We start from the raw sequence: 11684 nt of genomic DNA, 5'->3' as shown, positions 1-11684 counted from the left end.
CTGGATGTAGAACTTGCAGGAGTCGGCCACCCGCTTCCCCTGTGCCAGCGCATCAGCCAGCACCCGCGCGTACATGTCCATGTCTTCATTCTTGCCCGCGGTGCAGGTGCCGCCATAAGCGATCTCCACCGGCACCGGCGTATTCAAGTCGCGGATGAACTTGCCGTTGCCCGGATCGCCCGGCGTCGCGACCATGGGTGTGAGCTTGTCGGCGTTCAGCTCGATCACGTGCGCGTACTGCGCGTCCGGGTCGCTGCTCAGCCCCTGGATCATCGCCTCCGCTTTCTTGCGGTCCATGCCCCGGCGCTCGGCCAGGAAATCCACCACCTTCTGGTCCGGCGCCACGATCCCGGTGAACCCGCCGATCTCCGCCGCCATGTTGGTCATGGTGGCGCGCTCGTCCACGCTCAGCTCCTCGATGGCTTCTCCGGAGTACTCCATGACCTTGGCCAGGGCCTTGCCGCTGCGGATGTAATCCATGGCCAGCAGCGCCAGGATGAAATCCTTGGCGGTGACATTCGGCCGCCGCTTGCCGCGCACTACCACCTTCACCGATTCCGGCACCTTCACCCGCACGTCCTTGGTAATCCAGGAATTGAAGACGTCGGTAGTGCCGATGCCGAAGGCGATGCATCCCACCGCCCCCACGTGCGGCGTGTGCGAATCCGAGCCCACGTTGAGCTGCCCGGGCAGCGCGTAGCTCTCGAGCACCAGCGAGTGGCAGATGCCTTCCGACCCCTTGCGGTCCTTCAGCTCGCCGTGCAGCCGGATGCCCTGCTTCTCGGCGAAGTCCTGCTGCTTGAACTTGAGCTGCGTCGCCAGGTCCAGCAGCCCCATCTTCCGCTTCTCCTCCGACATCACCTCGTCGAGGAACGTCAGGTGGTCGCGGAAGAACAGGATGGTGTCCTTGTCGTTGACCGGCACGTCTTTGCCGACGTTCTGCTCGTAGAAGATCGATGCCATCGGCGTAACGTACTCGTGGCTGAAGCGCAGGTCGGTGCGTGCGAAGCCGGTGTCGCCCGGTTTTACGTAGGGCACGCCCACTTTTCCCTGCGCGTCCACCATGTGCCGCGCGAAGATTTTCTCCGCGATGGTCATGCCGCGCTTTTCCGTCTTGATGGGCGGCAGGAAGACCTTCTTCTGCAGTCGCGCCACGTTGAAGGCAAACAAGCCACCGTACTCGATGACCTGCCGCGTGATGTCGTCCTCGCCGCGGGTGAATTCCTCCAGGGGCATCTCTTCGCCGCGCCGGATGCGGTCGATCAGCTCGAAGTTCGTCGAGGTCAGCACGCCCAGGTTCTGGCAGTTCTGCCTGTAGATGCGCTCAATGTTCTCCGCGATCACCAGCCGGATGCCGGCCGACATCTCCGCATACGGCGACTGCTCGCGGCTGGACCCCTTGCCCCGCCGCTTGCCGCTGACCGAGGCCACGAACCCGCCGCGCTTCACGTCCCCGCGCTTGATGGGCAGCTCGTTGCCGCACTTCAGGCCGGCGTACGGGATCTCCCCCAGCGTCTGGTCGAAATAGAAGCAAAGATGCGCCGGCGTGATCTCGTCGGTGGAAATGTCGTCGCGCAGCTTGGGATTGTTGGCCGGGTTCTTCGTGTCCCACGGCATATCCCAGCCATCGAGCTGTTTGCGGATGAGTGCGGGGTCTTCGGTAAGAAATAAGATGCGCCCGCTCAGTTTCACCTTGTCCGGACGCTTGGCGATCGGTCGCGTTAAGAGGTCGTTCCGCTCGTTTCCCACATTAGGAATTGTAACAAAGGAGATTCCAGGGCCGCCGTCACACCCTTCGCCAGTTTCGCCGCTCTCCCCCTTGTCATCCTGAGCGGAGCGAGGCGCCAGCCGAGCGCAGTCGAAGGACCCCTATTCCCTCCTCTGCTCTTCAGGTCAATGCCGGCGATCTACCGATGTCCCGAATACTTCTCCCCCGCCCTGATCTCCACCTGCAACTGGTTCTGCTTCGGCGGCAGCGGACAGGTCGCGTAAGGGGTGAAGGCGCACGGCGGCGAGTAAGCCTTATTGAAGTCCAGGACGACCTTCCCGTCTTTCGGCGCCGATATATCCAGGAACCGCCCGCCAGGATACGTGTCCTTCTTCTTGGTCAGGTCGGAGAACACGATGAACAGCCCGCCATCTTCTCCTTCCATCGCGTCCAGGGTCTGCTCGCGCCCGTGGAGCTTGAACCGCACCTGCCCGGCGACCGCCACCTCCTGCCGGTCTCCGAGCACATTGGGGACGGTCATCGTCCTTCCATTCCCGGGCTCGAACTGCGCGGTGACCACGTACGCCATGGTCAGCGGATAGGTCTTCAGCCCCTTGAACTTGCTCAACTCCGGGCTGTTGAGGTCCTTGACCCGCACCCCGAATCGCTCTCCGCGACCAATGATGAACATGCGGAGCGTGTTGACCGCGAGGGTCGTCGGCGGGCCGGGCGGCGCCGGCGTCATCAGGACCTCTCGGAACGACGCTTTTCCCAGCCGCACATTCGACATCGGGACCGCCCGGAACCACACCTGACCTTTGCTCAGCCGGAAGTCGCCCTCGTGGGCCAGCAGGTAGTCTCGGGCGATGAACACCCGCGCGTGCTCGTCCGCCCCAAAGGGATTGTCGCCCTCTTGCAGCCAGAACAGCCCGACCAGCGGCAGCCAGTTCTCCTTCAGGTCCTTGATCTGCCCCTGCTGCCACTTCTTGAATTCGGCTTCATACGCCGCATCCGGTGTCTGCGCCCATGCGGGAAGCGACAAAAGAAACAAGGCGAGCGCCACAGCCCGCCTTTTGCGTCCTGCCGCCTGCATCCTCATCTTCCCTTCCCGTACTCCACCGCCGACGGCAGCTCTTCCAGGTTGCGCCCCGCGAAGATGTCTCCGAAGACCTTCAGGAGATCGGCGTGGATCAGCCCGTTGCTGGCCACAGTCTCGAGCGAATCCAGGGTGAACGGCTCACCCCCGAAGCGCGTCACCTTGCCGCCGGCCTCCCGCACCAGCAGCACGCCCGCGCCCGTGTCCCACGGGTTGAGGTTGAACTCCCAGAAGCCGTCGAAGCGCCCGCTGGCCACGCACGCCAGGTCGAGCGCCGCCGATCCCGCTCGCCGCACCCCGTGCGTCATCAGCGTGATCTGATGATAGAAGTGGATGTTGGGGTTCTTGTGCCGCTTGTGGCTGGGAAAGCCGGTGGCCACCAGGCTCTCCGCCAGGCTCGCGGTCTTGGAGACGTGCAGCCGCCGCGCATTCAGGTACGCGCCGCTCCCCTTTTCGGCCGCGTACAGCTCGTCGCGCGTCGGGTCGTACAGCACCCCGGCGACGACCTCGCCCTTGTGCTCCACCGACAGCGACACGCAGAACACCGGGAAGCCGTGCGCGAAGTTGGTGGTCCCGTCCAGCGGATCGATGTACCAGCGGTACTCGCTGCCCTGCTTGGCCCGCGCGCCCTCTTCGCCCACCAGGTCGTGCTTCGGCCACTTGGCGCCGATGCGCTCCACGATCAGGGCTTCGCTGGCCCGGTCCGCCTCCGTGACCAGGTCCACGTCCCCCTTGTACTCGATCTTGACCCGCCGGGCGAAGTAGGTCATGAGCAGCGCGCCGGCCTCGCGCGCGATCTCGCTCATGGCGGGGACGAACTCCGGGGCCCCCGACGCGCGCACTTTTCGCGCGTTGGGGTGATCATTCACGCTTGCGCCGGCCACCCTCTTCCGCGATGTACAGGATCTGGTGCTTGAAGATGAACAGGTTGGGCGCCCCCTCCCGCGTCAGCCTCACCATGTTCTGGTCGTAGTACTCGATCCAGCCGCGCACCACCTCGCCGTCCAGCAGCTTCACCGTCACCGGCGTCTGCTTCTCCCCCAGGGCTTTGAGGTAGGCGGCCTCCTGGAAGGTCTCTTCCGGCGGAGGCGACTTGGCTTTGCGGAAGTTGCTGGACCCTTGGAATGGCATGGCGCCATTCTACCCCAGCTACTCCGCCTTGGAGGTGTAGTATCCCGCGCGGTGACGGGGCGAGAGCCCGGCGAAGCGCGGCCCGGCGTCCGGCTTCAGCCGCACCTCGATCCGCCGATAATCGGAGTCGGTCAGCCGCTTCAACGGATAGTAGCCCAGCAGGTATTGGGTGCGCAGCTCTTCGCTCACCTTCTGGAAGGCGCGCTTCAGATCCTCGTCGGAAACGGCGTAGTAGTACTTTCCGCCGGTATCGTTGGCGATCTGGATGAGGGCGTGCTCACCGCCGGTGTTGCGCCCCGCGCTGGCCGCGATGGGGACGTCGATGATGCTGTACACCAGCGTGTCGGCGATCTGGGCCTGGCGCAGCGCTTCCTGGTAATCCACCTGGCTCATGGTGTCGCCCCCATCGGTGATCACCACCATCACCTTCCTTCCCTGGCGCCGGGAGAGCGCCCGCGATCCCAGGTAGATGGCGTCATACAACGCCGTCGCCGCTCCCACGTGCACTCGTTTCAACCCCTGGTCGATGCTTCTCATGTCGGAGGTGAACGGCACCACTTCCTGCACTTCCTGCGAGAACTGGTAGAGCGCCAGCCTGTCCTGGGGGCGCAGGATGGACTTCACGAAGTCGCGTGCCGCGGCCAGCTCCAACTGCAGGTCCTTGCGGGTGCTCAGGCTGGTGTCCAGCGCCACCACGATGGAGAGCGGCAGCTCCGATTCGCGCGCGAACACCGAGATCTTCTGCGGCACCTCGTCTTCGAAGAGCTGGAAATCGTCTTCCGTCAGCCCGCCCACCGGCGCGCCCGCCCGGTCCGCCACCGTGACATACACGTTGACCAGGTTGACGTCGGCTCTAAAGGTGGGGATGTTCTCCTGCTTCTGTGCCGGAGCGGGCTGTCCGGCCGCGGTCCCGCTGCCCGGTGCTTGCGCCCATGCGCAGGCACACCACAGCACGGCCAGAGCAGTCCAAAGTAGTCTCATGGGGAACTACTCACTTGGATGCCCGCTCCTCCCTCTTGGTTCCGTCGCCCCGGCGGATTTCCTCCGGGAAGGGCTCACCGTCCGCCCATACCGCCCCGTCCTCGAAGTACTCTTTCTTCCAGATGGGGACGGTCTTCTTCAGGCTGTCGATGATCCAGCGGCAGGCCTCGAAGGCCGCCCCGCGGTGCGCCGAGAACACCGCGATGAACACGCTGCTCTCGCTTATCTGCAGCCGTCCCAGCCGGTGCACGATGGCCACGTTGCGGATCGCGAACCTCTCTTTTGCCTGTGCCGCCAGCCCGCGCATCTGCTTCAGCGCCATCTCTTCATAGGCTTCGTAATCCAGGTACAGCGTCCTGCGCCCGCGCGAGTTGTCGCGCACGATCCCGTCGAACATCACGATGGCTCCGTCCTCCGGCCGCTCCAGCGGGGTCACGATCTGGTGCGGATCGATCCTCTCGTGCACGATCCTCACCAGCGGCTCCTCGTCCGCTCCGCCGCTCACCGGCGGCAGCAGCCCGATCTCGTCGCCATTCTTCAGCCGCGTGCTCGCCGCCGCATACTCCTGATTCACCGACAGGGCGATGGACCCGCGGTACTGCTTCAGCTTCGGCACTTCCTTCTCGTAGCGCTCCAGCAGGTCCGACAGGGTGGCGCCCTCGGCCAGCTCCACCCCTTCGCTGGCCCGGCCCGCCATCTCCTTCAGCACCCCGAAAAACAGTACCTTGACCTGCATGGAGAACGAGGATACAGCCCCGGCGCTATTCCGGCTACACCTCCCATCGGCGGTATAATCGCCGCACTTGCTGGCATCAGGAGGCCCACGGCTCATGGCTCTCCGCGCGCGCGCTCCGTGGTGGATCTACGCCTGTGCCGCCGTGTTCCTCGGCTACTTCTGCCTCAACTTCGTCTATTTTGAGTTTTTCGGCTGGGGCACCACAGGGCTCAACCTGGACCGTCGGGCGGACTCTCCCGTCATTCAGAGTATTGATAGGCGCGCCAAGGCGCCCGGACTTGAACCAGGCGACGTGCTCGTCTCCATTGGCGATTTTTCTATCCGCAACAATCTGGATTTCGTCATCGCGGTTTGGAACCTGGAGGGCCCTGGCCCCATTCCTGTGGTGGCCGACCGCAACGGTACAACGGTCCACGCCACGCTCTCCCTTTTGCGCCGTTACCAGGGCACTCCTCTCTTCGTCCGGGTAGTCGGTTTGCTGTGGTCTCTGAGCAGCTTGCTGCAACTGCTGCTGGCGTTCTTCATCGTATTCAGCCGGCCGCACGAACTCGCGGCTCGAGTGGGGGCGCTTTTCCTGGCGGCCTTGGCCTGTGAGTACCACCCGATCGTCACCGGGGGAGCCGTCGTTTGGCGCCACCTACCCTGGCCGGTGCAGGGCGCATTCCTCGTGCCCGATGTGATCTCGAACGGCGCCTGGTGGTTCCTGGTGTTTGCTTTTTTCTCCGTCTTCCCGCGGCAGGTCTTTTCTCGCTCCAAGTGGATATGGCTTTCGATTCCCGGCTTTGCCTTCGTCCTCGCCAATCCACTTTGGAGGCTCGGCCTCGTGTTTGCGCCCCATCGCCTGCAGCTGAACCTCTCCAATGCGCAGGTTCGCGTGGGTTTCCTTGCTGGGCTTTCCTTGGCGGGCGCGTACGTGATGGGGGGATTGGCTTGCTTGCTGTGGAGCTACCGCCGCAGCGAAGTCAATGAACGGCGCCGCATCCGGCTGCTGTCCACCGGTGCGGCCATCAGTCTGGGCGCTTTCTTTGGCGGCTTCCCGCTCGCCGCCTTCGCTCCCAAGGTCTGGGCTCGGCCTGACATGCAGATCCTGATCCCGGCCCTGATGTTCGTTTTCCCGCTGTGCTTCGCCTACGCCCTGGTGAAGCACCAGCTCTTTGACGTCCGGATCATGATCCGCCAGGGCCTGCAGTACGCCGTCGCCCGCGGAGTACTGCTCTACCTGGTTCCGGTCTCGGTCGCCATCCTGGTGCTCGATTTGGTGCTACACAAGGACCAAACCGTGGGCGCGCTGCTCTCCCAGCGCGGCTGGCCCTATGCCACCTTGGGCATCCTCGCCGCGGTCGGGCATGTAAAGCGCCAGAGCTGGATGCAGGCGCTGGACCGCCGTTTCTTCCGCGAGCGCTACAACGCCCAGCAGGTCCTCCACGAGGTGGTGGACGAGATCCGCAAGGCTTCCAGCCTGGAAGAAGAGGCGCCTCGAGCCGTGGCTCGTATGGAATCGGCGCTGCATCCTGAATTCGTCGCTCTCCTGGTTCGCGGGCCCGGCGAGGATCGCTATCGCTGCATAGCCTCGGCTCCAGCGGGCGTGGCCGTCGGGGCGGTAGACGCCAACAGCAAGCTGGTGGGGATGATGCGCGTGCTCGGCAAGCCGCTGCACACCACGGCCTCCGAATCCAGCTGGCTGCGCGCCCAACTGCCCCATGAGGAGACCGACTTTCTCCGCCAGGCCCGCATCGAGCTGCTCGTTCCCGTCGCCATGTCCGCCGACGCCTGCGAGGCCCTGCTGGTCTTCGGCCCCAAGCGTTCCGAGGAGCCTTACAGCAGCGAAGACCAGGAACTCCTGCTGGCCATCGCCGGCGCCCTGGCTCTGTTGCTCGAACGTCCCGCAACCGCTCCGGCACGCGGCGGTTACGTTGAGTGCGGCGAGTGCGGCGAGTGTTACGACTCCGGCATCTCGCGCTGCGCCTCCGACGGCTCCCAGCTCACTCCCATGCCTTTTCCCCGCACTCTTGCCGGACGCTACCGGCTGGCCAAGCGCCTGGGACGCGGCGGCATGGGCACCGTCTATCGCGCCACCGACACCGCCCTCGACCGCGAGGTCGCCATCAAGATGCTGCGCGAAGACCTGATCGCCAACCCCGAGGCCGCCGAGCGCTTCCGCCGCGAATCCCGCATGTCGGCTTCGGTCACTCATCCCAACCTGGTCGCCATCCACGATTTCGGCATCGAGAGCGGCCGCGGCGCCTTCCTGGTGATGGAGCTGCTCGTCGGCAAGACGCTTCGCCAGCAGTTGCTGCATGGCGGCCGTCTCCCCGCCGCGCGCGCCCTCGACATCCTGCGCGGCGTCTGCGCTGCTGTCGAAGCCGCTCACAAGCGCGGCCTCATCCATCGCGATCTGAAGCCGGAGAACATCTTCCTGGCCCGCGCCGAATCGGCCGATGTTCCCAAGGTGCTCGACTTCGGCGTCGCCAAGCTGCTGGCCCGGACGCCCGATACCGCCATGCCCACGGCCGACACCGGTGACGGCATCCTGCTTGGCACCGCCCAGTACATGTGCCCGGAGCAGTTGAAAGGAGAGCTGGTTGAGCCCTCCTGGGACCTCTGGGCCCTCGCGGTCATCAGCTACGAGATGCTGAGCGGAGTGCATCCCTTCGCCGCTTCCACCATCGCCGCTGTCCACTCGGCGGTACTCGAGGGACGCTACCGCCCCCTGGCCGAAACGCTCCCCGACGCTCCATCCTCCCTGCCGGGATTCTTTGCCGCCGCCTTCGCCACCGACCGCGCCCGCCGCCCCGCCACCGCCGGCGATCTCCTGCTGCTCCTGGAGCGCAGTCTCGCGCCCACCCGTGCCCAGAGCGCCTGAGCCTCGGTTCTCCAGACATGCAAAAGCCGCCCGGCAGGGCGGCTCCTGGCGAAAAGCTAGGGTCTTATCACTTCACCATCTGCTGCAGGCGGCCGCGGTCGTCCTCATCGATGGCCAGGAAGCGGAAGGGCTGGCGGGCCGCGTCCAGCGGCTGCAGCATCTCCGCGATGGCGTTGACCGGGCCGGCCGAGGTCCGCAGCTCGATGTTCACCAGCGTCGAGGCCGGCAATTGCATCTCCAGGCCGGCGCATCCGCCAGTCTCCGAGACGGTGTGCAAACGCCCTTGCGTGCGCCGCCCATCACCGTACACCAGGGTGATTCGCGTGGCCGCTGCGAGCCTGGCGCGGGGAGCCCGCTGACAGGGGTGTGCTTTGGGGAAATGTGCCATGGGGGACACATTACCGTGTCATCCCGACCCAGGGAAGCTCCCCAAGGGCCATGCCCTTGGGTTACTCCCGGACGATGGCCCCCTGCCTCCTGCCTTCTGCCTTCTGCCTCCTGCCTCCTGCCTCCTGCCTCCTACTGGTTATACCGCTTCTTGTAGAACTCGATCTGCTGCTGGATCTGCTCCGGGGTCAGGCCTTCGTGCCACTTGTGATAGTCGCTCTTCATGACCTCGGCGGTCACGCCCGGCTCCAGCCGCTCGGCCTCCGGAATGAACTCGGTGTAGAAGGTCTTGGCCACCTCGTAGAAGCCGTGCCACTGGGTGTAATCCGGCCCCATCATGGCGGTGCCCATGCGGGCGCGGCGTCCCTGGTGGTGCCACAGCTCGTAGAAGATCCATTCGATGTGCTCGTCGAACGGCGTGGGCGTCAGCTTCTTGTCGGCGCGCAGCTTGTCCATGATGGCCTTGGCCGGCTTGCCGAACTTCTCGTTGTACAGCTCCACCGTCCCGTCATACTGCTTGTAGAAGTTCTCCACCCAGCCGGTCGCATGGCAGTTGCCGCACACATCCTGCATCGCCGCCCGCCGCTTCTCCCAGTTCGGCAGGTGGATACTCACCACCGGGCGCAGGGTGTAGCTGATGCGGTCGCCCACGTCGTGCGTGATCTTCTGCGTGCTGGTGGCGCTCATGTGGCAGGTGGCGCAGGTGGGCGCCGCCGAATAGTCCTTGCCCACCACCCACGACTTCGATTCCAGGTTCATCTTCCCGATGTTGGCCCGGAACTGGATGCCGTGCTTCGACTCGGTGTAGATCTCGGCCTGCGGATGGTCGGGGCCCATATGGCATTTGCCGCAGTTCTCCGGCTGCCGCGCCAGCGCCGAGCTGAACGAGTGCCGCCCGTGGCAGGCGGCGCAGGTCCCCAGGCTGCCGTCCGGATTGATCCGTCCAATGCCGCTGTTGGGCCAGGTAGCTGGGTCGAACTTGCCGTCCTTGATGTACTTCACCTCGCTGCCGTGACACTGCCGGCAGCCGTTGGCCGCCGCCGGGCCGCCCTCCACGATCTCCCCCAAGGTGTTGTCCAACGACCCGATGAACTTGGCGGCGCTGGCGTGATGGCTCTTCTCGAACTGCTCCACCTCAGCCGCATGACACCGCCCGCAATAGTTCGGCGTCACGATCACCGCGATGCGGTGCCCGTAGTGGTCGAACACCGCCGGGTCTTTCTCGCTGGCCTTGTGGCAGGAATAGCAGTCCACGCTGTTGGCGGCGTGGGCGCTGCCCTTCCACTGCGCCACCACTCCCGGCGTGCTGTTGCTGTGACAATCCAGGCAGGCTTGGCCTTCCGCCGAGACTTTGACGGCCTTCGCGGCCGGCGCTTTCGCGGGCTTGGCCGCCGGCTTGGCCGCCGGCTTGCTCGGCGCCTGGGCCGCTGCGTTCAAGGTGAGGGCAAGGATGCAAAGCAGGAGTGCGGAACGCATGGGGGAACCTCCGGGGCGAGATTCTACGCCGCTGGCGCGCCATTCTCTCCAGCCGCTTCCCGGGCCGTCAGTGACGACAGTCACGGTGCCGCGGACATCTGGCTCTTTGCTCTGGCCTAGGCGCCATACGCTATGGACTATGCGCTACGGACTCTGCTTGGTACTGCGTACTTGGTACTTGGTACTCCACGTCCGCACACGCCTGAATATCAAACCTCCCCGGCCGCTTCAGCAGATGCCACGCCTCTTTATACTTTGCGTACTTGTTCCCCGGATGCCGCCCCGCCACATCCAGCGTCACCGAGCTGGTCTCAATCTCCTTCGACGGGATGATGTACCACACGTCCTCCGGCACCACATACGCCGCCAGGAAGTCGAAGTCTTCGGGGCTGTAGTCGTGATACTTCGCCGACGAGAAATACACGCACCGATAGCTCCCGTTCTCTTTCACCGTTGTGGACTTCACCTGGACGCGGTGGAACCCCAGCTCGTGCTCCACGATCAGGTCCCAGCGATAGCAATCGCTGATCGGCTTGGCGATGCGGAACCCCTGCGCCGCCGCCCGCGCCATGAACTGCAACTCCGCCCATTCCCCCCGCAGCTTCGGATGGGACGGAATCTCACGCGACGATGGGCTCGCCTTTCCTTGGTGCTTGGTACCTGGTACTTGGTACTCTTCTTCCGCCCTCTCGCCTCTTAACTTGGGATGTGTTGGGATTTCACGCTCGGCGGAGGTTGGGTTTTGCCTTGGCTTGGTACTTGGTACCTGATACTTGGTACTGTTTCCCTTCTTCGACATACGTCTCCTGCACCCATGCGTTCCTCCGCGCCTGGTTCTTGGGTCTTTGATTTAGCCGACGACCGACGACTGACGACCGACGACTTTGCCCCCTCTTTCCACCATAGCAAATCTGATTGTGACGTCCGGGAAGCGCGGTCACCCAAGTCCCTATGTATCAGCATGATAGAGGGGGCAAAAAGTCTCGCTTGACTTTGCTCAAAGCTATAGTTGAGACGTGCAACCCGCTGATTCCGGGAGACTTACGCGCCCACACCCAGGACTGAGAAAAATGCATTATTTTCGTGCCCCCAGAAATCCCCACTCCAGATTCGGCAAAGTAGCCCGCGCGCCCTCGCGAGGGCCAATCACGCGCGACCTCGGCGATGTCCAGGGGTGGGCGCACTCGCGCCGGCCAATCACGCGCAATCTCGGCGTTCTCGCCGTTCGCGGCGATTCTTCGCGGAAAGGTGGGTGGAATGGCGCAGACTACGGCGATGCTCCAAAGCCCTTGTTGAGGCGTGGCTT

The 11684-nt window shown here is 64.5% G+C and carries 10 protein-coding genes; 1 reads left to right on the top strand and 9 read right to left on the bottom strand.

Annotation, left to right across the window (positions count from 1 at the left end; translation table 11 throughout):
* The 6 genes from VMS96_00095 to VMS96_00070 all read right to left on the bottom strand — a co-directional run.
* A partial coding sequence (locus VMS96_00095; protein ID HVP41797.1) for an aconitase family protein occupies window positions 1-1749 on the bottom strand: 1749 nt, incomplete at its 3' end.
* 158 nt (window positions 1750-1907) lie between these two features.
* Entirely contained in the window at window positions 1908-2771 is an 864-nt protein-coding gene (locus VMS96_00090) for a DUF1684 domain-containing protein (protein HVP41796.1), read from the bottom strand.
* A gap of 32 nt (window positions 2772-2803) precedes the next feature.
* Window positions 2804-3610, bottom strand: a complete 807-nt coding sequence (locus VMS96_00085) for an inositol monophosphatase family protein (GenBank protein ID HVP41795.1) — start codon at window positions 3608-3610, stop codon at window positions 2804-2806.
* A 55-nt stretch (window positions 3611-3665) separates the two neighbouring features.
* On the bottom strand, window positions 3666-3935 hold the full coding sequence (locus tag VMS96_00080) for an RNA chaperone Hfq (protein ID HVP41794.1): 270 nt from the start codon (window positions 3933-3935) through the stop codon (window positions 3666-3668).
* 18 nt (window positions 3936-3953) lie between these two features.
* Window positions 3954-4916, bottom strand: a complete 963-nt coding sequence (locus tag VMS96_00075; GenBank protein ID HVP41793.1) for a VWA domain-containing protein — start codon at window positions 4914-4916, stop codon at window positions 3954-3956.
* A 10-nt stretch (window positions 4917-4926) separates the two neighbouring features.
* On the bottom strand, window positions 4927-5652 hold the full coding sequence (locus tag VMS96_00070; protein ID HVP41792.1) for a molybdenum cofactor biosynthesis protein MoaE: 726 nt from the start codon (window positions 5650-5652) through the stop codon (window positions 4927-4929).
* 94 nt (window positions 5653-5746) lie between these two features.
* On the opposite strand from VMS96_00070, the gene VMS96_00065 reads away from it, so the two are divergent.
* Complete coding sequence (locus tag VMS96_00065) at window positions 5747-8515, top strand: protein kinase (protein ID HVP41791.1); 2769 nt, start codon at window positions 5747-5749, stop codon at window positions 8513-8515.
* A 67-nt stretch (window positions 8516-8582) separates the two neighbouring features.
* Here VMS96_00065 and VMS96_00060 read toward each other — a convergent pair whose 3' ends face one another.
* The 3 genes from VMS96_00060 to VMS96_00050 all read right to left on the bottom strand — a co-directional run bounded on the left by VMS96_00060 (window position 8583) and on the right by VMS96_00050 (window position 11177).
* Window positions 8583-8792 carry a hypothetical protein gene (locus VMS96_00060; protein ID HVP41790.1) on the bottom strand — a complete coding sequence of 70 codons (210 nt, stop codon included), beginning with the start codon at window positions 8790-8792 and terminating at the stop codon, window positions 8583-8585.
* A gap of 242 nt (window positions 8793-9034) precedes the next feature.
* Complete coding sequence (locus tag VMS96_00055) at window positions 9035-10378, bottom strand: multiheme c-type cytochrome (protein ID HVP41789.1); 1344 nt, start codon at window positions 10376-10378, stop codon at window positions 9035-9037.
* Window positions 10379-10508: 130 nt separating this feature from the next.
* Window positions 10509-11177 carry a group I intron-associated PD-(D/E)XK endonuclease gene (locus VMS96_00050; GenBank protein ID HVP41788.1) on the bottom strand — a complete coding sequence of 223 codons (669 nt, stop codon included), beginning with the start codon at window positions 11175-11177 and terminating at the stop codon, window positions 10509-10511.
* Window positions 11178-11684: the final 507 nt, after the last annotated feature.

Source organism: Terriglobales bacterium, from assembly GCA_035543055.1.
Lineage (GTDB): Bacteria > Acidobacteriota > Terriglobia > Terriglobales > Acidobacteriaceae > JAIQFD01.
The sequence above is the reverse complement of the archived record's forward strand: the minus strand, read 5'-3'. Positions and strand labels throughout refer to the sequence as shown.